20 protein-coding genes, 1 pseudogene and 1 other annotated feature are annotated in these 20,501 nt (G+C 37.6%); of the genes and pseudogenes, 5 read left to right on the top strand and 16 right to left on the bottom strand.

The genetic code is table 11. The annotated features are described in order from the left end of the window. Window positions 1-81: 81 nt before the first annotated feature. The 3 genes from B8955_RS05680 to B8955_RS05670 form a co-directional block, all read right to left on the bottom strand. On the bottom strand, window positions 82-624 hold the full coding sequence (locus B8955_RS05680; RefSeq protein ID WP_084099273.1) for a TIGR01440 family protein: 543 nt from the start codon (window positions 622-624) through the stop codon (window positions 82-84). Window positions 625-773: 149 nt separating this feature from the next. After that, the gene (gene groL / locus B8955_RS05675) at window positions 774-2,399 is read right to left on the bottom strand and encodes a chaperonin GroEL (protein ID WP_084099272.1); all 1,626 of its coding nucleotides are present in this window, start codon (window positions 2,397-2,399) and stop codon (window positions 774-776) included. Window positions 2,400-2,450: 51 nt separating this feature from the next. Then, window positions 2,451-2,720 carry a co-chaperone GroES gene (locus B8955_RS05670; protein ID WP_084099271.1) on the bottom strand — a complete coding sequence of 90 codons (270 nt, stop codon included), beginning with the start codon at window positions 2,718-2,720 and terminating at the stop codon, window positions 2,451-2,453. 201 nt (window positions 2,721-2,921) lie between these two features. Here B8955_RS05670 and B8955_RS05665 point away from each other — a divergent pair, with 201 nt between their 5' ends. Continuing rightward, complete coding sequence (locus tag B8955_RS05665; RefSeq protein WP_084099270.1) at window positions 2,922-3,125, top strand: DUF4305 domain-containing protein; 204 nt, start codon at window positions 2,922-2,924, stop codon at window positions 3,123-3,125. Window positions 3,126-3,181: 56 nt separating this feature from the next. Here the strand turns inward: B8955_RS05665 and B8955_RS05660 are convergent, their stop codons facing one another. Beyond that, window positions 3,182-5,128 (bottom strand): ABC-F family ATP-binding cassette domain-containing protein, encoded by a 1,947-nt coding sequence (locus B8955_RS05660; RefSeq protein ID WP_084099269.1) that lies wholly within the window; start codon window positions 5,126-5,128, stop codon window positions 3,182-3,184. A 318-nt stretch (window positions 5,129-5,446) separates the two neighbouring features. On the opposite strand from B8955_RS05660, the gene B8955_RS05655 reads away from it, so the two are divergent. Then, on the top strand, window positions 5,447-6,073 hold the full coding sequence (locus tag B8955_RS05655) for a redox-sensing transcriptional repressor Rex (protein WP_084099268.1): 627 nt from the start codon (window positions 5,447-5,449) through the stop codon (window positions 6,071-6,073). Between the two features lie 225 nt (window positions 6,074-6,298). On the opposite strand, the gene tsaD is transcribed toward B8955_RS05655, so the two are convergent. The 4 genes from tsaD to tsaB are packed head-to-tail and all read right to left on the bottom strand — an operon-like array spanning window position 6,299 to window position 9,043. Further along, complete coding sequence (tsaD, locus tag B8955_RS05650; protein ID WP_143238412.1) at window positions 6,299-7,306, bottom strand: tRNA (adenosine(37)-N6)-threonylcarbamoyltransferase complex transferase subunit TsaD; 1,008 nt, start codon at window positions 7,304-7,306, stop codon at window positions 6,299-6,301. After that, complete coding sequence (rimI, locus tag B8955_RS05645; RefSeq protein WP_084099266.1) at window positions 7,284-7,748, bottom strand: ribosomal protein S18-alanine N-acetyltransferase; 465 nt, start codon at window positions 7,746-7,748, stop codon at window positions 7,284-7,286. The genes tsaD and rimI (B8955_RS05645) overlap by 23 nt, the downstream gene beginning before the upstream one ends. Continuing rightward, entirely contained in the window at window positions 7,741-8,325 is a 585-nt protein-coding gene (gene rimI / locus B8955_RS05640) for a ribosomal protein S18-alanine N-acetyltransferase (RefSeq protein ID WP_084099265.1), read from the bottom strand. The genes rimI (B8955_RS05645) and rimI (B8955_RS05640) overlap by 8 nt, the downstream gene beginning before the upstream one ends. Then, window positions 8,306-9,043 (bottom strand): tRNA (adenosine(37)-N6)-threonylcarbamoyltransferase complex dimerization subunit type 1 TsaB, encoded by a 738-nt coding sequence (tsaB, locus tag B8955_RS05635; protein ID WP_084099264.1) that lies wholly within the window; start codon window positions 9,041-9,043, stop codon window positions 8,306-8,308. Before tsaB ends, rimI (B8955_RS05640) begins: the two co-directional genes overlap by 20 nt. A 196-nt stretch (window positions 9,044-9,239) precedes the next feature. On the opposite strand from tsaB, the gene B8955_RS05630 reads away from it, so the two are divergent. Continuing rightward, window positions 9,240-9,479, top strand: coding sequence for a DUF896 domain-containing protein (locus tag B8955_RS05630; RefSeq protein ID WP_084099263.1), 240 nt, complete (start codon window positions 9,240-9,242; stop codon window positions 9,477-9,479). Between the two features lie 92 nt (window positions 9,480-9,571). Here B8955_RS05630 and B8955_RS05625 read toward each other — a convergent pair whose 3' ends face one another. Next, the gene (locus B8955_RS05625; protein WP_084099262.1) at window positions 9,572-10,465 is read right to left on the bottom strand and encodes a LysM peptidoglycan-binding domain-containing protein; all 894 of its coding nucleotides are present in this window, start codon (window positions 10,463-10,465) and stop codon (window positions 9,572-9,574) included. 436 nt (window positions 10,466-10,901) lie between these two features. On the opposite strand from B8955_RS05625, the gene B8955_RS05620 reads away from it, so the two are divergent. After that, window positions 10,902-12,191, top strand: coding sequence for a uracil-xanthine permease family protein (locus B8955_RS05620; RefSeq protein WP_084099261.1), 1,290 nt, complete (start codon window positions 10,902-10,904; stop codon window positions 12,189-12,191). Window positions 12,192-12,271: 80 nt separating this feature from the next. Here the strand turns inward: B8955_RS05620 and proS are convergent, their stop codons facing one another. The 7 genes from proS to B8955_RS05585 form a co-directional block, all read right to left on the bottom strand. Further along, window positions 12,272-13,726, bottom strand: coding sequence for a proline--tRNA ligase (proS, locus tag B8955_RS05615; protein WP_084099260.1), 1,455 nt, complete (start codon window positions 13,724-13,726; stop codon window positions 12,272-12,274). A gap of 44 nt (window positions 13,727-13,770) precedes the next feature. Continuing rightward, window positions 13,771-13,969 (bottom strand) — a binding site (T-box leader). Between the two features lie 39 nt (window positions 13,970-14,008). After that, window positions 14,009-14,533, bottom strand: a complete 525-nt coding sequence (locus tag B8955_RS05610) for an acyl-CoA thioesterase (protein WP_084099259.1) — start codon at window positions 14,531-14,533, stop codon at window positions 14,009-14,011. A gap of 16 nt (window positions 14,534-14,549) precedes the next feature. Continuing rightward, the gene (locus B8955_RS05605; RefSeq protein WP_084099258.1) at window positions 14,550-15,134 is read right to left on the bottom strand and encodes an ECF transporter S component; all 585 of its coding nucleotides are present in this window, start codon (window positions 15,132-15,134) and stop codon (window positions 14,550-14,552) included. 1 nt (window position 15,135) lies between these two features. Continuing rightward, window positions 15,136-15,750, bottom strand: a complete 615-nt coding sequence (locus B8955_RS05600) for an NUDIX hydrolase (RefSeq protein ID WP_084099257.1) — start codon at window positions 15,748-15,750, stop codon at window positions 15,136-15,138. Window positions 15,751-15,921: 171 nt separating this feature from the next. Then, complete coding sequence (gene tkt / locus B8955_RS05595; RefSeq protein ID WP_084099256.1) at window positions 15,922-17,919, bottom strand: transketolase; 1,998 nt, start codon at window positions 17,917-17,919, stop codon at window positions 15,922-15,924. Window positions 17,920-17,980: 61 nt separating this feature from the next. Continuing rightward, entirely contained in the window at window positions 17,981-18,787 is an 807-nt protein-coding gene (locus B8955_RS05590) for a Cof-type HAD-IIB family hydrolase (RefSeq protein ID WP_084099255.1), read from the bottom strand. Further along, entirely contained in the window at window positions 18,780-20,120 is a 1,341-nt protein-coding gene (locus B8955_RS05585; protein ID WP_084099254.1) for an alpha-amylase family glycosyl hydrolase, read from the bottom strand. Before B8955_RS05585 ends, B8955_RS05590 begins: the two co-directional genes overlap by 8 nt. Window positions 20,121-20,284: 164 nt before the next feature. On the opposite strand from B8955_RS05585, the pseudogene B8955_RS05580 reads away from it, so the two are divergent. Beyond that, window positions 20,285-20,501, top strand: a pseudogene (locus tag B8955_RS05580) (IS6 family transposase); the annotation flags it as partial.

Raw genomic sequence — 20,501 nt, 5'->3', positions numbered from 1 at the left:
GTGTTCGCTATTTACTAATAGAATAGCATTCGTTGGTCGTTCATTAAGCTATCTCTATATATTTTTAAGAAAAATTAAATATTAGTAGCCTGCTCGTGGCCCGCCAATATATTTAGGACGTGACCGTAAGGCTGTAACATGTGCATTCCCAAGACTTTTTTGTTGCGGACGTACTGGAACTTGAACATGTTTAACATGCATGCCAATACTCGTATCTCCAATATCTAATCCTGCTTGAGCCGTAATATGTTCAACTTCAACTGGATCGTCAAATTGTTCAAAAGCCGCTACGGAACAAGCCCCTCCAGCATGATATTGGGGAACAACATTTACAATTTCAAAACCATTAGCCATCGCCACTTGACGTTCCATAACTAACGCACGATTAATATGTTCACATCCTTGTACCGCTAAATGAATATGATAGGGAGCTAATTCAGAACGCATCGTTTCAATAATCCATTGACCAATTTCTGGACTTGAATTTTTTCCAATTTGATCTCCTTGAATTTCTGATGTTGAGCATCCTAACACAAAAATATCATCTTTTTTTAAATTAGCTGCTGCTAAAACTTCAGATACTATCTCTTTTAATGTCGTTTGTATGGTTTCTTTGGTTATCATTGTGTCACTTCTTTCCAAATACTTTAGCTAAAGTATAACATGGTGTTGCTATAGAAAAAATTTAAAAAACACAAAAAAGACCAGGCAAAACCTGGTCTCCTAATCTTAGAGAGTCTAATGATTGTTTATCCTAATCATTCACTTATTTATTAGTACATGCCGCCCATACCTGCGCCAGCATCTGATTGGTTATTTTCAGGTTCTGGATGATCAGCAACAACTGCTTCAGTTGATAGAATTAATCCAGCAACAGATCCTGCATGTTGTAAAGCAGAACGTGACACTTTTGTTGGGTCAACAATACCAGCATCAACCATATCTACCCATTCACCTTTGGCAGCATCGAAGCCGACACCTTCATCTTGTGTACGTAATTTTTCAATAATAATAGAACCTTCAAGACCGGCATTTTCTGTGATTTGACGAATTGGTGCTTCTAATGCACGTAATACAATCAATGCACCAGTTTGTTCATCGCCTTCAAGACTATCAACTAATTCACGAATAGCAGATTGAACAGCGATATAGGCTGTACCACCACCAGCAACAATACCTTCTTCAACAGCTGCACGAGTGGCATTTAAGGCATCTTCAATACGTAATTTACGTTCTTTTTGTTCAGATTCAGTCGCTGCACCAACTCTAACGACTGCAACACCACCAGCTAATTTAGCTAATCGTTCTTGCAATTTTTCACGGTCATAGTCAGATGTTGTTTCTTTCATTTGGTGACGAATCAATTCAACACGTTGATTTAATTCATCAGAGTTACCAGCACCTTCAACAACTGTTGTATTGTCTTTTGTCACAACGACACGTTTAGCTGAACCTAATTGATCCATAGTAGCATCTTTCAATTCTAGACCTAAGTCTTGAGAAATGACTTTAGCACCTGTTAAGACAGATAAGTCTTCTAACATCGCTTTACGGCGGTCACCAAAGCCAGGAGCTTTAACAGCTACGACATTAAATGTTCCACGGATTTTGTTTAGAACTAATGTTGGTAGTGCTTCACCTTCGACGTCATCTGCAATTAATAGTAATGGACGACCTTCTTGAACAACATGTTCTAAGATTGGTAAGATGTCTTGAACATTGGTAATTTTACGGTCAGTAATCAAGATATATGGATTATCTAATACAGCTTCCATTTTTTCATTATCAGAAACCATATATTGTGATAAGTAACCACGGTCAAATTGCATACCTTCAACAACGTCTAATGAAGTATCAATTGATTTAGATTCTTCAATTGTAATGACACCATCTTGACCAACTTTATCCATCGCTTCAGAAATTAATTGACCAATTTCGTCATCACCAGAAGAAATAGCTGCAACGTTAGCAATTGCTTCTTTAGAATCAACTAATACAGAATTAGCTTTTAATCCTTCTGTTGCTTTACGTACGGCTTTATCAATTCCACGGCGAATACCAACTGGGTTAGCTCCAGCAGTCACATTTTTTAACCCTTCATGAACAATTGCTTGAGTTAAGACAGTTGCTGTTGTTGTTCCGTCACCAGCAATGTCGTTTGTTTTAGAAGCTGCTTCAGTGACTAATTTAGCCCCCATGTTTTCAAAGCGATTTTCTAATTCGATATCTTTTGCAATGGTTACCCCATCATTAGTAATCAATGGAGAGCCAAAGCTTTGTTCTAGAACCACGTTACGTCCTTTAGGTCCTAAAGTAACTTTAACCGTATTTGCTAAAGTATCAATACCATTTACCATTGATTGACGAGCATCTTCAGAAAATTTAATATCTTTTACCATTAATTATCCACCTCAATATTCAATGCTTAAATGTTTGTTTTCATCTTTTGTTTAATCAATAATCGCGATGATATCTGCTTCACGCATAATTAAGTATTTATTGTCTTTATATTCGATTTCTTCACCAGCATATTTTTCAAATAATACGCGGTCATCAACTGCTAATTGTGATTTGAAGTCTTCTGTATCTTCACTAACAGCTAATACTTTCCCAACTTGTGGTTTTTCCTTCGCAGCTGAAGGTAATACAATGCCAGAAGTGGTTTTTTCTTCTGTTTCTTCTACTTGAATAACGACACGTCCATTTAAAGGTTTTAACATAAAATCCCTCCACTACATTGCTTTCATTGTCTGATTAGCACTCGTTAACCTCAAGTGCTAACTCTATAAATTATGATAAACCACTCATTTTTAAATTGCAAGCATTTTTTGACTTTTTTTGACCAATTGAATCAAAGACTTGAAATATCGCTTCATCTAGGTTATTTTGGATATAGTACGAGCCAAAGAAGGGATGATTAAATGAACAAAAAAATTGTCTTAGGAAATACCTTTTTTAAAGTCCTTTTTGCTGTACTATTTATCAGTTTAGCGGTTGGCAGTGTCAACGATAATGGTTGGAATATCTTTGCGATTATTTTAATTATTTTCGCCACATTTGACATTACAAATGCCATTAAATTGTTACGTATACAAAAGCATATTAATGACTATTTCAAAAAATAGAGGCTATTTACCCAGATACACAAAAAGCGATTGATTCCATTCAATCGCTTTTTATTTTATTCTTCTAAAGCTTCAGCAGTCTCTTCCCAAGCAGACATAACTTCTAGCTGTTCTGCTTCTAAGTCATCAACTTGCGCTGTTAAAGCTTGCAATTTCTCATGGTCTTGCATATTATCGGGCTCTGTCATTGCTTCATGCAGTTGATCAATCTCTGTTTCAATGGCTTCTAAACGTTCTTCTTGAGTTGCCATTTGTCGTTTTAGCTTCCGTTCACGTTTTTGTTGTTCTTTAGACCGTTGATAATTTTCTTGACCACTATTCCCCTCAGTAGTCACTTCGGGAGAACTTTCTGGTGTTTCTTCTGCTTGCAAAGCTTCCAAATATTCTTCTTCCGCTTTTTTATGGAGATAGTAATCATAATCTCCTAAATATAAGGTACTACCTGATTCATCGATTTCAATAACTTGTGTCGCAATGCGGTTAATAAAATACCGGTCGTGGCTAACAAATAGTAGCGTTCCATCATAATTAATCAAGGCATCTTCCAATACTTCTTTTGAATCAATATCTAAGTGGTTCGTTGGTTCGTCCAGAATTAATAAATTATCATGTTCCATCGCTAATTTGGCTAATTCTAGACGCGCTTTCTCACCACCACTAAGACTACCAACCGATTTTTCTACATCATTCCCTGAAAATAGAAATCCTCCGAGTACCGTTCGAATATCTTGTTCAGGAGTCGTTGGATGTTCATCCCATAACTCGTGAAGAACATCTTTTTTAGAATTTAAATTACCTAACTCTTGGTCATAGTATCCCATATCGACATTTGCGCCTAAATGAACCTCTCCAGCAACTGGCGGAATCTCTTGAATTAAGGTTTTCAATAAGGTCGATTTCCCAATGCCATTCGGTCCTACAATAGCGATGGCTTGTTGTTTACGCAAATTAATATCAATCGGTTCAGCCAGTACTTCACCCTGATAGCCAATCGCTAATTGTTCAGCAGTTAACACCACATTCCCACTTTCACATTCCGTCGAAAAGCGAATATTAACTGACCGTTGATCCGCTTGAGGTTTTTCAATTTTTTCCATTTTCTCAAGCTGTTTACGTCGACTTTGTGCCATTTTCGTCGTTGATGCCCGTACAATATTTCGTTGAACATAGTCTTCTAATTTCGCAATTTTATCTTGTTGCTTTTCATAAGCTTTCATCTCTTGCTCAAGTCTGACTGCTCGTTCTTTCAGATAGTAAGAATAATTACCTTTATAGTAATTCATGCGATGATGAGTCATTTCGTATGTTTCATTCGTTACCGCATCTAAGAAATATCGGTCGTGACTGACAATTAAAATCGCACCAGGATATTTAGGGAGATACTCTTCTAACCACGTTAATGTTTCAATATCTAAGTGGTTCGTCGGTTCGTCAAGTATCATCACATCACGCTTTTCGAGTAGAATTTTAGCTAAAGCCAACCGCGTCCGTTGCCCACCTGATAACTCATTAATTGGTTTATCATAATCGTCTTCATAAAATTGAAAACCATGTAACACCATACGAATTTCGGACTCATACCCATAGGCGTTATAGCGGTTTAATTTTTCCTGTAATTGATCATAATTGGTTAGTGCTTCCGCATAAGCTTGTTCATCAGCCATTAACGTTTCATCAGCTAATCTTTCAGCAGCTACTTGCGCTTCATCCAATAGTTTTAATACCGGAGCAAAAACAGCTAACATTTCTTCATAAATCGTCCGCTCACTATTAACAGCCGTATGTTGATCCATATATGAAATCGATACATTGCGAGATTTTGAAATAGTCCCTTCATCAGGTTTTTCAATTCCAGCTAACATTTTTAATAAGGTTGATTTCCCTGTCCCATTGCGTCCAACTAAAGCAATACGGCTATGGGATTGAATGGCTAGACTGACATCAGAAAATAAGACGTCACTTCCAAAGCGACGTTCGAGGTTTGAAGCTTGTAATACTATCATCACTATGATCCTTTCCGAACAAATATATAATCAAGTTTAGCATATCCCAATAAACGTTAAAATAATCAAATCTTAATAACTCATAGAGGATTTTTGCTCATTAACTCACAAGTTTCTCATGAAAACAATTTTGTTTCATTTAGTGAACAAACTTGTACTTTATATATAAAATTATCCTTGATTTTACTCTTTTACTTTCTATATATGCTTGTGAAATTTTTCAAATAACTTTGGTTGTATTCTCCTATTTCCATGCTACAATAAATGCGACTATAAAATTGTGAATCATTCACTAATACGAGAGATGGAGGAAGTTTGATGAAAGAAATCCCAAAAGCAACTGCGAAACGATTACCATTATACCATCGTTATCTTAAAGCCTTTCATGACATGGGAAAACTACGCATTTCTTCGACTGAATTAAGTGAAGCCGTAAAAGTCGATAGTGCTACCATCCGTCGTGACTTTTCATATTTTGGTGCACTAGGTAAACGTGGCTATGGCTATGACATTGAATATTTACTCGAATTCTTTGGTAAAACGCTAGCCCAAGATCGTCTTCAAACTGTTGCCTTAATTGGAGTCGGTAACCTCGGAAATGCCCTATTGAATTATAATTTCAAAAAATCAAATAATATTCGTATCGATGCTGCTTTCGATGTTAATGAAGATATTATTGGCACAATCCATAATGGAGTTCCTGTCTATGATATGTCTGAACTTGAAACTCAACTTCAAGCAATGGATATCGAAGTGGTTATTATTACCGTTCCTGAAACAGAAGTTCAATCATTAGCTCCCCAATTAGAAGCCGCTAATGTTAAAGGTATTCTAAACTTCACCTCAGTTAGAATCGACATCGACAGCAATATCCATATCCAAAACGTCGACCTAACCAACGAACTACAAACACTTATTTATTACATTCACACCTCTAATCACTAAAAGGGTGTGAGAAAAAGCGCTTAGCCATGGACGTTGGACCAAAACCGGAGATTTCTGCTAAGAAATTGGAGGCTTTTGGGAAACGCACGCCATGGCTGCTTTTTCGAACCCGACTACAAAGGGTGTGAACATTTGCGGTTAGCCATGGAGTCGCCTTTTAAAATATCATAAAATATTAACCCTCAAATGTGGTCTTTGAAAACGACATTTGAGGGTTACTTTTTATTATCCTAATAACAAACCAGGTTTAGCATCTAAATCTAAATCGGCATAAACTTTTTGTCCATATAAATGATAAGCAGCTGCTCCAATCATCGCTGCATTATCACCACACAACGATAATGGCGGAAAGTAGAGCGCCACATCAGGTGCTTCTGTTGCCATACGTTGTTTTAAATCATGACGTAACCCAGAGTTAGCTGCTACACCACCTGCAACGAGTAATTGTTTCACTGGATATTCTTTTAAAGCACGTAGCGTTTTTTCCACTAACACATCTACAGCTGCTGCTTGGAAACTAGCCGCTATATGTTGAGGTTCTAATTGTTCCCCCCGTTGTTCAGCATTATGTAAATGATTAATTACAGCTGATTTTAGTCCACTAAAACTAAAATCATAATTTTCTTCTGTTATCATGGCACGAGGATAGTCATAAACATCTTCACCTTCTTGCGCCATTTCATCAATTTTTTTACCGCCAGGATAAGGTAAGTCTAAGACCCGACCAATTTTATCGTAGGCTTCCCCTACGGCATCATCACGTGTTTCACCAATTACCTCAAATTCGCCATCAGCAGGCATATAAACTAATTCGGTATGTCCCCCACTCACGACTAAACTTAATAAAGGAAATTCCATTGGTTGCACCAATTGATTCGCATAAATATGACCTGCCATATGATTGACGGGAATGAGTGGTTTGTGGTGAGCAAAGGCTAGTGTTTTGGCAGCTGTTATTCCAATTAATAAAGCACCAACTAACCCCGGCCCTTGCGTCACAGCAATCGCATCAATCATATCCCAAGTACAATCGGCTTCTTCCATCGCAGTATCAACAATTTGCGTAATTTGTTCGACATGGTGGCGACTAGCGATTTCCGGAACTACCCCACCAAAACGCATATGTGATTTAATTTGACTAGCCACAACATTCGATAATTGCTGTGTTCCATTTTCAATAACTGCTGCACTTGTTTCATCACAACTTGATTCAATGGCTAAAATTTTTGTCATCATCGTTTCCTTTCCATTGATAAATATCGGCTGCTTCTTGTGTATCTGTGTAATAGTGAGGACGTTGATCAATTTTTATAAATCCTAATTTTTCATACAATACTTTGGCTGGTTGATTGTATTCACGTACCTCTAATAAACATTGTGTCATACCCTGTTGTTTTAGTTGTTCTAAAGCTGCTTGTAATAATTGCTTGCCTAACCCATGTTGTTGATGGGTAGGGAGAATGGCAATATTAATCAACTCCGCCTCATTAAAGAGGAGCGTTAATTGTGCCACACCAATTAATTGTTGGTCACAATAAACACCCCAATAATAATAGTAGTTTTTATTGAATGATTGCGAAATCTCCATCTCAGACCATTGCCAATGTCCATTATACGCCTCAAGAAATAACTGGTGAATAGCTTTAGAATCATCACTATTTAGCTGTCTAATCATGTGGTTCTCCCCATTTCCATATCATCACCAAAGCATCTTCATGCCCTCGTTTATAATAATGAGGCTTTTGCGCGACAATCTCAAACCCATGATGTTTGTAAAACGATTGAGCGCGTGTATTCGATAACCGCACTTCTAAAGAAAGTTGTTGTCGTTGCATTTGAATGGCTAAAAATTGAGCCTCATAGAGAAAAATATGCCCAATTCCTTGTGATTGCATCGTAGGATGAACCACAATATTCGTAATATGCACATCATCAGCGTCTTGACGCAACCCAATAAATCCAATCAGTTGTTGATCAATAAATCCTTGAATATAAACCGATTGAAGATTATGGGTCATATCAAATAAAATATCACGCATTCCCCATGCCGTCTCGCCATGGTAAGCTGCTGTTTCTACCGCTACCATTTCACGAATATAATTCGTATTCGACAACTTCAACGTTAATGTTTTCCCACAAGGTAAATGATAAGTTGCCGCATTAAATTGTAAATAAGTTCCTATCCAAATAGGGTCTTCCCACCAATTGGTTAACACATATTGGTAAAAGGAATCAATCAGTTCTTTCCACATAAGATTGCGCTTCTTTCGCCTGATCAGGATGAGCACTTTGCCAGTTTTCTTCAGCTTCGGCTAGTTTCCCATACTCAGGAATAAATACGGCAACATCCTCTGCTTGTAATTGTAACTGAGGCAAATCACTGGCATGGATAATCGCTAATTTCACTTGTTTATTAAAGAAGTCCTCACCGAATTGTTGCACAATGGCTTCTTTAAATTCATGTGTATCTGGACTCACTAATTCTATTTGGTCAGTAGCGATATCAAGTGTTGCTACTTTATCTAACCAATCTTGGAATCGTTGATGACGAACAGGGAGAAGACATTCGTACCCATCTGCTGTTAACCGATAAGCGCCAGCAAATACTGTTTGCCGTCTAGCGTTAATAAAAGGAAGAACAACTTTTCCAGTTTCAAAAGCGACTTGTGGAAGTAAAGCTTCTAAACTAGATACTGAAAATAATGGGATATTAAGAGTTTGTGCCAACGTTTTGGCCGCTGTGACTCCAATTCGTAATCCTGTATATGAACCTGGACCTCTAGTTACTATAATTTGTTCTAATTGTTCTGGTTTCCATTTCACGGTTGAAAACAAATTATCAATTAAAGGTAGTAACTGTGTGGAATGTTGAATTCGTGTATTAGTCGTTGTCTCAGCAATTAGTTGGCCGTCTATTAGTAAAGCCACACTTAATGATTGCGTTGCGGTATCAATCGCTAAAGTCCGCATAAATAATCCTCCCTAACTCATCTCTAATTGTTCCTATTTTATCAAACCCCTTACCATTTAACAATTCTTCATCTTTTGCTGAGAGACCCAACAATAATGAAGATACCTTGAAATGACATAACTAATAACGCTATAATCAAACAGTATCGAGAAATCGATGCCCACCTACAAACGTGTAAGAAAGGAGCCTATCATTATGGATATGGATCAACTGATTAAACGGATTAATGAATTAGCTGCTAAGAAAAAAGCTGGCACATTAACTGACGATGAAAAAGCAGAACAACAAAAACTCCGTCAAGAATATTTAAAACGTTTCCGGAGTAATTTCAAAGAAGTGTTACTAAACACGAAAGTTCAAGACCCTGAAGGTAATGACGTTACCCCTGATAAAGTCAAAAATATTCAAAAAAATCGTCAGTCTGACGATCACTAATAATCAACTAAAAACCGAAGATAAGAACACTGAAATATCAACGTTCTTATCTTCGGTTTTTTGACACTTTTATCATTTAAGTAAGTTAGCCATTATTGAGCTATCCACTCGTTCATTCCCCAATCCATTTTATATAGGATATTCGTTTTCTTATTGTAGCGATAACTAGAATCTAACAGAATCCGTTCTGGTCGGTCTTCATACACATCGACTTGGACCGTATCATTATCAATCCGTTTTCCTTGATATGTATATTCTGGGGCATAATATTTCCAAGCATTGGCTTGTTGAATTTTATCGAAGGCAAAACCGGTTAATTCATCCGTATTGTTTGAATCGGTCACCCAATTCAATCGGTCCGTTTTAACAGTCAAAATATCATTAGGATGAAGCATAGGATGTAATCCTAATTGGTTCCAAGCGGTTAAATCGCCTAAACTAATACCAAAACGATTGGCAATTTTCCATAGGGAATCACCTGGCTGAACCACATAAGAATCAAAATTCGTAGGGATAGCATTTGCTTTTGGTAATGGTTGCGCATCCTCAGGGACATCACTAGTCGTCTGTTCAATAACTTTTAGCGTATCTCCTGGATGAAGCATATAAACAACACCTAAGCCATTGAGTTTTTTCAATTCTGCAACGCTCATATTAAATTTTTGCGAAATTTTCCATAAAGAATCACCTGGTTGTACCGTATAAGTCGTATCATTTTCACTACTGTCTGTCTTAATTTTAATCACATCACCGGGATGTAACATATAACCAGGTTTTAAATGATTCCAAGTCATCAATTGGTCAACACTAACGCCAAATTTCTTACCAATTTTATATAAATAATCACCGGATTGAATTTGATACGTCATAAAACCAGTATTTTCTTGGGCATTAGCTGAATCAGTAGACGACAGACTAGCCACTCCTAATAATGATGCCACTAATAAACCTAGTCCTACTTTTTTGATTAATTGATTTCTTTTCAAAGTAGCCTCTCCTCCTTACATTTATTGTATTCCTAAATCTCAAAAAAAAAGGTCTAACACTTTAGGTTAGACACATAAAAAAACACCCTCCATCTCGAGAGGGTGAAAAAGGAAAAAACAAAAATGAAAGGATGATGCAATCTAGTAGAGGTTAAGATTGCCTCAAATGAAGTATAACACTTTTAGTTTTATAATGAAAGGGTTTTTATAAAACGATTTCATTATTTATAAGTTTTAAAAGTACAGATTGTTTGTGAATTTTATCATAATATCTCTTGCGTGATAGCGAGGTGTTTGCTATAATCTTACCAGTTTAGGACTTTTAAACTTATCCCGTGAGGTAAGAAAAGTGCAAGTTAATCACATACTTTTGCGTGTAAAAGTCCTTCTCAATACTAAGGGCTTTTTTTGTATGCCCAAAAGGAGATTGACACGAATGGAAAGTTTAGATATTAAAAAGGTCAACATGCTCTATAATCCGGAAGATACACCACCATTAGGTAAAGGATTAATTATGAGTGTGCAACACATCTTTGCTATGTTTGGAGCGACAATTTTAGTTCCATTAATTTTAGGAATGCCAGTTTCTGTGGCTCTATTCTGTAGTGGGGTTGGTACTCTCATTTATCAATTCGCAACGAAAAGTAAAGTGCCGGTTTATTTAGGATCATCTTTTGCCTTTATTGCTGCGATGCAATATGCAATTGAACAAATGGGTGGCGATGTCTCAGCTGCTCAAACAGGAGTTATTTTAACCGGTTTAATTTACGTTCTTGTTGCTCTAGGAGTGAAATGGATTGGTACCGGTTGGATTGACCGTTTACTACCCCCAGTAGTCATTGGTCCAATGATTATTGTTATCGGTTTAGGTTTAGCCGGAACTGCCGTCAGCAATGCGGACTTTGTTGAAGGTGGCGATTGGCGGAATATGTTAGTTGCGACGATTACCTTCCTAATCTGTGCGTTTGTCAATACGATGGGAAAAGGATTTATCAAAGTCGTGCCTTTCTTAGTCGGTATTTTCGGTGGTTACATTGTGGCCATTCTTGTGGGTATTGTTGATTTCACGCCAGTTATGGAAGCACCATGGTTACAAATTCCAGAATTCTACTTACCATTTGAAACAGGTGGCGTTTTCGATTCTTATCATTTCTATTTCGGGCCTGAAGCGTTAGCCATTTTACCAGTCGCCATTGTGACAATTTCTGAACATATTGGAGACCATACCGTATTAAGCGAAATTGTTGGACGTCCATTCTTAAAAGATCCTGGTCTCCACCGTACGTTGATTGGTGACGGTGTCGCAACTGCCGTTTCTGCCTTCCTTGGTGGTCCAGCTAACACTACTTATGGTGAAAATACTGGTGTTATTGGTATGACTAAAATTGCTAGTATTAAAGTGTTACGTAACGCTGCCATCTTCGCTATCTTATTAAGTTGCTTAGGTAAATTTACGGCACTAATTACAACCATTCCTAATGCGGTTCTAGGTGGTATGTCTATCCTTCTTTATGGAGTTATTGCCAGCAATGGTTTGAAAGTTTTAATCGAAGAACGTATCAACTTTAACCGAGTAAGAAACTTAATCATTGCCTCAGCTATGTTAGTGTTAGGACTAGGTGGTGCTGTTCTTGACTTAGGTTTTGCTACCTTCTCTGGCACAGCTTTAGCGGCTATTACTGGAATTGTCTTAAACTTAATTTTACCTGATAATGATGAAGATTAATAAAAAACCCGATGGCGACTGCCATCGGGTTTAACGAACCAGAGTCTCGAGAAATTCTTGAGGCTCTTTTTCTATTTCTTTTAATAAGCACGTGCGAACCAAACGGTATGTTTCGCTGGTTTTCCTGAATAAAGGTCAACTGTTTTTTCCATTGGCGGATTAAATGGAATATTTCGACTCGTAAATCCAGTTGCTTCCTTGATAGCTGCTTCAGATTCGTCGGTACCATCCCAACCAGCTAAAATCCAGCCAGGACGTTCACCATTAGCTTCACATTTTTCAATATGCGCTTGTAGATCTTCTAGCGTGTCAATATCATAGTGTTCATGTGCTTGACGGAATTCTTTAGCCGTTTCTAGTAGACGTGTTTGCATCTTATCTAATCGTTCTTTTACTGCATCTACTAAACCGTCTAATGGTAACGCTTCTTTATCATCTAAATCACGCATTTTAATCATCACTTGATTGTTTTCCATATCACGTGGACCAAATTCAATCCGTAATGGGACACCATGAACTTCAGCATCATTAAATTTATATCCGGCAGAATTATTAGAGTCATCTAAACGTACGCGTAAGTCAGCATCTTGTAAGTCACGTTTGATATCTTTTAATTTATCTAAGACGTCAGGATTTTTCTTCATGTTACCTGCTGGAATTAAGACCACTTGAGTTGGCGCAATTTTTGGTGGGAAGACAAGCCCTTGTTCATCACCATGTGTCATAATTAGAGCACCAAGTAAACGAGTAGATGTTCCCCATGAAGTTGTATAAGCAAGCGTATGTTGGTTATCACTATTTAAATATTTAATATCAAAAGCATCCGCAAAATTAGTGCCCATATAATGTGACGTTCCAGCTTGAACAGCTTTTGTATCTTTCATCATCGCTTCAATTGAATACGTATCAACCGCACCAGCAAAACGTTCAGATGGTGTTTTTTGTCCCGCATATACAGGCATTGCTAATAAATTCTCACATAAATCGGCATAAATATTTAGCATCCGCATTGTCCGTTCACGGGCTTCTTCTTCACTAGCATGCGCCGTATGTCCTTCTTGCCATAGAAATTCTGATGTTCGCAAGAATGGTAAGGTCCGTTTTTCCCAACGGAAGACATTCGCCCATTGGTTTAATTCCATTGGTAAATCACGGTAAGAATTAATCCATTCAGACATCGCCCCACCGATAACTGTTTCAGACGTTGGCCGTAACGCTAATTTTTCTTCCAGCTCTTCTCCTGCCGCTTCAGTCACCCAAGGTAATTCTGGGGCAAAACCTTCGACATGGTCTTTTTCTTTTAAGAAATAGCTTTCTGGGATTAACATTGGGAAGTAAGCATTACGAATACCTTCTGCTCTTAATTTTTTATTGAAAGCTTCTTGATAATGTTCCCATAATTCATAGCCATCTGGTTTAAAAATAATCGTGCCGCGAACCGGACCATAAGCAAATAAATCCCCTTGTTGAATCGCTTGTAAAAACCATTTTGAAAAGTCAGTTTCTTGTAAATGGGTTTCTGGTTTTTTTTCCATATTTTTCATCCTTTCTCTATAAAAAAAAGAACATATCATCCAAATCAAAGGACGATATGCTCGCGGTGCCACCTTTATTAAATAAAATAATGTTACTTACTTTACTTCACTTTAACAGGGATAACGGACCTACCGTGCTGGATTAGAGCAATTTATGTAGGAGGTTCTTCTTTGAGCGGGGATGTCTTTTCACCAACCAGACACTCGCTAAACCCATCAAAAAATACTAGTCTACACATCTATTCATGTCTATTCTGACGTAGGGTCTTTGGTTTGTCAACTTTATTTCTTATGATCTTCTAACCAAAAAATCCCCGTACTCAATTGTTCTTGTAATTCTTTATCTTTTTGACGACTTATTTTACGTGCTTGACGTCGTTCCTCGTACCCTTCACAGACTAATTTTTCTTCATCAGATTCAGGGACAATACGTGGCATTTCAAAATCCGGATCGTCATCCACGACAACAAACGTTAGATAAGAAGTTGCGGCAATATACCGTTCATGTTTCAGCATATTTTCCCCTAATACTTTAACAAATACCTCAATACTACGAGTACCTGTTCCAGAAACATAGCATTCTAGACATACAGAATTTCGTTCAGGTAGTGGATTGATAAAGTTCATATTATCTAAAGCTGCTGTCATAATTCGATGTCGGGTCACGCGCATGGCTGCAATCGCTGAAATATTATCAATAAATGCTAGTAGCTGACCGCCAAACATATTGCCAAATGAATTCGTATGTGACGGTAAAATTAAATGTGTTTGGACAGCTAGCGTTTCTTTACACGTGATTTCTTGCATGAAATAACCCTTTCAATTAACGTTTATTTTTTTGAATAATTTTAGTTAAAGGTGTGGTAATGATTGGTGTTAAGACACCACTCACAATGGCCTCTAAAATTCCATTAGTTGCTACAACACCACCAAGTGTTGCTAATAAAGCTGCGGTAGGAATATTTAAAATTTCAGCATAAGATTCGGCTTCAAAAACATAAATTAAACCTAATACCGCAACTGTATTAATTAATGAACCAATCACACCTGTCATCACTTGAGAGAGAGGCGGGTTTATTTTACGCTTGCATGCGACATAAATCAAGCCACTTAACCATCCAACTAAAAATCGTGGCAAGACAGAAATCATTGGGTTCATAAACACCGGTGACATAACATCCGGCATAATGAAGGCTTTAATTAATCGTAAAATCCCCCAAGATAGGCCTAAAATAGCACCATCTTTAGGACCAAATAGAATGGCCCCAATAATCACGGTAATATGAATGATTGTTGCTTGCATTGGGCCAATTGGAATATATCCAATTCCTGGAACAAAGGTTTGAATAATCAATAACGCAATAAGTAAACTTAACCAAGTGAGTCGTTTTGTATCTGTCCGTTGCACCCTAAATAGCCTCTTCTCTTATAATATCAATAAATCGTTCTGTTAATCGTGCCGTCATTCCCCATAAACTCTGATCGCCGGCGTCATAAAAAGGAATTACACGTCTAAATTTTCGATTAAATGGATAGTTTTTACCACCTGGAATGCGATCAAAAGGAAAGTTTGGTCCTAATTTCCCTTCGCCTCGCAACATATATTTCTCTGGCCGTTGTTGTAATAATTCACGAATCGGCATTGTAAAGACATACGCCACTTCGTCTTCATTAAGCATCAATTCCGATAGTGATGAAATATGAATGTTAGCAACAAAACACGCCACAACACTTCCTTGGCTAACCAAATAATCCATTTCTCCAAGCACCTGAATCTGTTCTCTAGCAACACCAAATTCTTCCATTGTTTCACGAACCGCTGCTGCTTGAAAACTTTCTCCCTTTTCAACACGTCCCCCTGGGAACGCTGTGTCGCCTCCCTGAGAAATACCATAAGCGCGCGATTCATATAGAATCACGCGCTCTCCAGCAATTTCAATAACAGGAATCATCACAGCATAGAAACGCTTTGTTCCCAATGGTTTTGGTTGATAATTAGCAAAAATCGTTTCTAAATCCATCATTCGCCTCTACCTCTTAGAACAAAAGGTTTCCTAGTCTGTCATAAAGTTTTCGATATCTTTATCAGTTAACGTATGTTCCCATAATTTAGAGAAATGTGCATCAAAAATCGTTATGCTGATCGCCGTATCTAAGAAAAACTTCATGAGAAGACTCCTCTTAAGATAACCTTATTATTTCATCGTTTCGAAAGTCTCAACAATATTTTCAGGAGTAAAGCCGTATTCTTTTTGAACGACGTCTCCTTTACCAGAAGCACCAAATTGGTCGATAGCAATAATTTTACCGTCAAAACCAACGTAACGTTCCCAACCAAATGATGCGCCCATTTCAATAGCCACACGTTTTGTCACAGCTTTTGGTAAGACACTTTCTTTGTAATCATCAGATTGAGCATTAAAAATTTCTTGTGATGGCATTGAAACCACACGAACATCTTGTCCTTTGTCACGTAATTGTTGTTGTGCTTCAATCGCAAGAGCGACTTCAGATCCTGTAGCAATTAAAATACCATCTGGTGTTTCTTTTTCACTTGGAGATACGACATATGCGCCATGTTTCACCCCATTATCTGCCAATTCTTGAGTATGCTCTAGTACTGGTAAGTTTTGGCGAGAAAGAACTAATAATGTTGGACGATCCGTACTTGTCATCGCTACTCGCCATGCCGCGTTCACTTCGTTACCATCAGCCGGACGTAACACATTTAAATTATGCATTGCTCGGAATGAAGCTAATTGTTCTACTGGTTCGTGAGTCGGTCCATCTTCTCCAACGCCAATAGAGTCATGTGTGAAGACAAAAGTTACTGGTAATTGTGATAGTGCCGCTAAACGAATCGCTGGACGAACATAATCACTGAACACGAAGAATGTTCCCGCATAAGTTTTAGAACCACCATGTAACGCAATACCGTTCATTGCTGCACCCATCGCAAATTCACGAACACCATACCAAATATTACGGCCTTCATATTGACCAGGTTGGAAATCTTTATCGGCATCATTCATCGTATTATTAGATGAACTTAAGTCAGCTGAACCACCCCAGAATTCAGGAACAGCTTTCCCGATAGCTTGAATAGCAGCTTGGCTCGTTTTTCTAGAAGCCTTAGCTTCGTCGCCATATTCGTATACTGGTAATTCTGCATCCCAACCTTCAGGCAATTCACCAGAATATGCCCGTAAGAACTCTTTCGCTTGTTCAGGATGAGCTTCAGCATAAGCATTGAAGGTTTCTTTCCATTCGGCTTCAGCTTGTTTACCATCTTCTAAAATGACTTCTTTAAAGTGGTTATAGATAGCTTCAGTAATTTCAAATTTATCGTAATCCCAACCAAATTTATCTTTAACAACTTGGCTTCCTTCAGCTCCTAAAGGCGCACCATGTACTTTATTAGTTCCTTCATCTTCAGAACCGTAACCAATAATTGTTTTGACTTCAATTAAGGTTGGTTTATCTGTTGTTGCTTTCGCTTGAGCAATCGCTTGATCGATAGCTTCTAAATCATTACCATCTTTAACTAAAATGTGTTCCCAACCATACGCTTCGAAACGTTGGCCAACATTTTCAGTAAAGGCTTGAGAGGTTTCGCCATCTAGAGAAATATCATTTGAATCATATAACATAATTAACTTACCTAATTGTAAGTGACCAGCTAATGAAGCGGCTTCTTGTGAGACACCTTCCATTAAGTCACCATCACCACATAAGGCAAATGTATAATGATCCATGATTTGATAATCATCTGTATTATAGCGAGCAGCATCATGACGTTCAGCCATTGCCATACCGACTGCATTAGCTACCCCTTGTCCTAAAGGTCCAGTCGTTGCTTCAACGCCATCAGTATGATGAACTTCAGGATGTCCAGGCGTTTTTGATCCGTATTGACGGAAGTTTTTCACATCGTCAATGCTGACATTGTAACCTGATAAATGTAATAAACTATATAACATAGCAGACCCATGCCCCGCTGATAATACAAAACGGTCGCGGTTAGGCCATTGACTGTTTAATGGGTTTTGATGCATATGATTTGCCCATAGAACATAGGCCATAGGAGCAGCTCCTAAAGGAAGACCTGGATGTCCAGAGGCTGCCTCATCAATCATATCCATACTTAGTAATCGAATTGCCGAAATGGCATCTTGCTTAATATTTTCACTCATTATATAAGCTCCTTTATACGCTTAGTCTTATTTTGAGTATATCAAAACTCATGTAGTAATACTATTCTTTTGAGAACACAAATTCTTCTAAGGCTTGCGCAATCCCATCATTTTCATTTGTATCTGTCACATAATCAGCAACATTTTTCAAATCCGTAATCGCATTTCCCATGGCAACACCTTTACCTGCCCATTCAATCATACTTAAATCATTATTTTGATCGCCAAAGGTCATCACTTCTGATTGTTTAATGCCTAATTTATCTGCTAACATCGCTAAGGAATTTCCTTTACTAACACCTAATGGATTAAACTCTAAGAAATACGGCTCACTTTTCACAATACTGAAGCGTTGATAATAGTCTTCTGGCAATTGAGCTTCTGCCTGTTCAAGAATTTCTGGAGGTGCTGTAAACATCAATTTAGGCGTATGAATCGCTTCTTCATCTGGATTCATCACTTTCATTGATAGTCCTGATAAATCTTCTTCCGCATGAATATAATCAAATTTTGGTGCGACAGGTGTTAGCACATGCTCATCATTGTAGTAATGAGGGTCTACCCCATGTTGAATCGCAAAATCTAATAATTCTAAGACATCATCAGGAGCTAATTCACTTTGCACGAGTGTTTCTTGGGAGTAGATATCTTTAATTAATCCGCCATTAAAACAGCTTGCATATTGAACTAAATCGCCACCGACCATTTCAGCCACCCGTTTCACTCCTGGAAAAGGACGGCCAGAACTAATAACGACATGATACCCTAAGTCATGTAACTTCACTAAAGCAGCATGCGTCTTAGGCGTAATTTCCTTCGCATCATTTACCAATGTCCCGTCAATATCAAAAACAAATAATTTATACATACGTTTCTCCTTTATCCATTAGCGTTGGCACAGGTAATTTTCCTTGATAAGCAATAATAATTGGCGTATCAGCCATTAAGAATTTCCCATCTTTAATTGTAAAAGTATCTTCAGTCAGTAAATTGGTATACGTTCCATCTGGAATATTGGTTTGGACTTCTGATGGTGTACTGTTAGGGCGTAATTTAAACGCTCCAATTAAATGGCGATCATAGTAGTGATAAGAACATTTCAACACATCTTGATCGTAGGCTTCAATAAAGTAATAGCCGTTTTTGCATTCTTCTCGTTTCTTAATTTGAGCCATTTGGTGAATCAGTGGTGTTAAATCATGCTTAACTGTCCAATCAATGACATCATCACTCAAGTAGTTAACAGCTTCTTCACTACCATATTCTTGCCCCATCACTAAACTAGCTGTTCCTTTTTGGAAGAATGAAAATGCTGTCCAATTAGCTAGCATTGTGACATCATGACAACGTTTCGCTAATCGTTCACTATAAGTGTATTCTAAAGCTTGCAGACGAACGAGCGTTGTTGGCGAATTTAACTCGCTCCAATTTAAAAAGTACGCAAAATTTTCTAGACTAACCTTACCTGAATAAAAACGTTCTAACCAAGTCATATAAGCGCCATTATCGATTAAATCGAAAAAGCTAGATAATTCATGATACGTTAAGTAAGGCATTCCAATAATTCGCACATTTTGCATAAAAACATCTGGCATAATGCCAGCAATCCAATAGAAGTAAGGATGAACATCTTCCACTTCGGCACGAGCACTTGACCAAAATTCTGGTCGAATCAATTGCGCATGGTTTGTACTGAAGCCATCTACTAACGTTGCCCAATATTCTAACCGTTCGATTAAGTAATCCCATAATTTTGGATTGTTGTAATTTAAATCATAAGAGGAATCAAATAAGGAAATTCGACTTACGAAGTTACCATCATCATCTTTTAAAAAGAAATCTGGTTGTTCAGTGACAAGTTTCGAATCTTTGGCTAAGTGAAATAATGGTAAGTTAATGACAACTTGCATCCCTAAGTCATGAATCGCATCAACCAAATCTCTGAAATCTCCAGGCGTTCCATATTCCGGATTCACTTGATCAAAATCCTTCACTACAAAAGGATTGCCGTGTTGATAAGGTTCTTGCACAATATCTGTCGTTGGAAAAATAGATTGTAGGACAATAATATCAATCCCTAAATCCCGTAATCGCTCTAATTCTGGAATAACTGCTCGAAACGTTCCTTCCTCAGTAAAATTACGAATGTAGAGATAATAAACCACTTTATGTCGTAAAGTTAAATTAGTGACTTTCGCCATATTTTGCACTCCTCAATGCGTCGTTAGTTATCGATTTGACTAACTAACGGTATCGTTTTCAAACTAAGTTCATTTTAGCATATTCAAAAGGGTTCTGTTGCAAAGTTTTAAATCTACTATCAAATAAGGTAGAATAATAGAAAAAGATAGCAGGAGGAATGACGATGAATCATTTTAAAGGAAAGCAATTTCAGCAGGATGTGATTATTGTAGCCGTGGGCTACTATCTTCGTTATAACCTTAGCTATCGTGAAGTTCAAGAAATCTTATATGATCGTGGCATTAACGTTTCTCATACGACGATTTATCGTTGGGTGCAAGAATATGGCAAACTACTCTATCAAATTTGGAAAAAGAAAAATAAAAAATCCTTTTATTCAT

Source organism: Aerococcus suis, assembly GCF_900176325.1.
GTDB classification, from domain to species: domain Bacteria; phylum Bacillota; class Bacilli; order Lactobacillales; family Aerococcaceae; genus Aerococcus; species Aerococcus suis.
This window is presented reverse-complemented; position numbering and strand designations above follow the sequence as displayed.

What these genes read in the sequence shown, in the direction of transcription:
- B8955_RS05680 (WP_084099273.1), bottom strand. Translation starts at nt 624, where the DNA reads ATGATAACCAAAGAAACCATACAAACGACATTAAAAGAGATAGTATCT.
- groL (WP_084099272.1), bottom strand. Translation starts at nt 2,399, where the DNA reads ATGGTAAAAGATATTAAATTTTCTGAAGATGCTCGTCAATCAATGGTA.
- B8955_RS05670 (WP_084099271.1), bottom strand. Translation starts at nt 2,720, where the DNA reads ATGTTAAAACCTTTAAATGGACGTGTCGTTATTCAAGTAGAAGAAACA.
- B8955_RS05665 (WP_084099270.1), top strand. Translation starts at nt 2,922, where the DNA reads ATGAACAAAAAAATTGTCTTAGGAAATACCTTTTTTAAAGTCCTTTTT.
- B8955_RS05660 (WP_084099269.1), bottom strand. Translation starts at nt 5,128, where the DNA reads ATGATAGTATTACAAGCTTCAAACCTCGAACGTCGCTTTGGAAGTGAC.
- B8955_RS05655 (WP_084099268.1), top strand. Translation starts at nt 5,447, where the DNA reads ATGAAAGAAATCCCAAAAGCAACTGCGAAACGATTACCATTATACCAT.
- tsaD (WP_143238412.1), bottom strand. Translation starts at nt 7,306, where the DNA reads ATGACAAAAATTTTAGCCATTGAATCAAGTTGTGATGAAACAAGTGCA.
- rimI (WP_084099266.1), bottom strand. Translation starts at nt 7,748, where the DNA reads ATGATTAGACAGCTAAATAGTGATGATTCTAAAGCTATTCACCAGTTA.
- rimI (WP_084099265.1), bottom strand. Translation starts at nt 8,325, where the DNA reads ATGTGGAAAGAACTGATTGATTCCTTTTACCAATATGTGTTAACCAAT.
- tsaB (WP_084099264.1), bottom strand. Translation starts at nt 9,043, where the DNA reads ATGCGGACTTTAGCGATTGATACCGCAACGCAATCATTAAGTGTGGCT.
- B8955_RS05630 (WP_084099263.1), top strand. Translation starts at nt 9,240, where the DNA reads ATGGATATGGATCAACTGATTAAACGGATTAATGAATTAGCTGCTAAG.
- B8955_RS05620 (WP_084099261.1), top strand. Translation starts at nt 10,902, where the DNA reads ATGGAAAGTTTAGATATTAAAAAGGTCAACATGCTCTATAATCCGGAA.
- proS (WP_084099260.1), bottom strand. Translation starts at nt 13,726, where the DNA reads ATGGAAAAAAAACCAGAAACCCATTTACAAGAAACTGACTTTTCAAAA.
- B8955_RS05610 (WP_084099259.1), bottom strand. Translation starts at nt 14,533, where the DNA reads ATGCAAGAAATCACGTGTAAAGAAACGCTAGCTGTCCAAACACATTTA.
- B8955_RS05600 (WP_084099257.1), bottom strand. Translation starts at nt 15,750, where the DNA reads ATGATGGATTTAGAAACGATTTTTGCTAATTATCAACCAAAACCATTG.
- tkt (WP_084099256.1), bottom strand. Translation starts at nt 17,919, where the DNA reads ATGAGTGAAAATATTAAGCAAGATGCCATTTCGGCAATTCGATTACTA.
- B8955_RS05590 (WP_084099255.1), bottom strand. Translation starts at nt 18,787, where the DNA reads ATGTATAAATTATTTGTTTTTGATATTGACGGGACATTGGTAAATGAT.
- B8955_RS05585 (WP_084099254.1), bottom strand. Translation starts at nt 20,120, where the DNA reads ATGGCGAAAGTCACTAATTTAACTTTACGACATAAAGTGGTTTATTAT.